Here is a 347-nt window from a genome sequence, read left to right on the forward strand (position 1 = left end):
GTCGTCCTTAATGGAATTAACGTAATCAATGTTCTCTTTCTCAGGGTTGGTATCGTCAAACCTCAGGTTACATTGTCCCTGGTAGTCCTGAGCCAAGCCGAAGTTTAAGCAAATAGATTTGGCATGGCCGATATGCAAATAGCCATTAGGCTCAGGCGGGAACCGGGTATGCACATGATTGTGTACCCCTTCAGCCAGATCCTTATCAATGATTTGACGAATAAAATTGGTCGGACGAATGTCGGTCTCGGCCATTACCACCCCTGTCGTTATTAGGTTTATTAACAAAGCGCTAGTATACCAGTTTGTGACGGGAATACAGCAGCCAGATAGCGGCTTTCACAGCC

1 protein-coding gene is annotated in these 347 nt (G+C 46.1%); it reads right to left on the bottom strand.

All coding sequences use genetic code 11. The features are described 5' to 3' along the window. Positions 1-255, bottom strand: a 255-nt coding sequence (locus J0A66_RS22230) for a glutamate--tRNA ligase family protein (RefSeq protein ID WP_241264387.1), incomplete at its 3' end; no start/stop codon positions are given. Between the last annotated feature and the right edge of the window lie 92 nt (positions 256-347).

The organism is Bowmanella dokdonensis (assembly GCF_017254865.1).
GTDB classification, from domain to species: Bacteria; Pseudomonadota; Gammaproteobacteria; order Enterobacterales; family Alteromonadaceae; genus Bowmanella; species Bowmanella dokdonensis.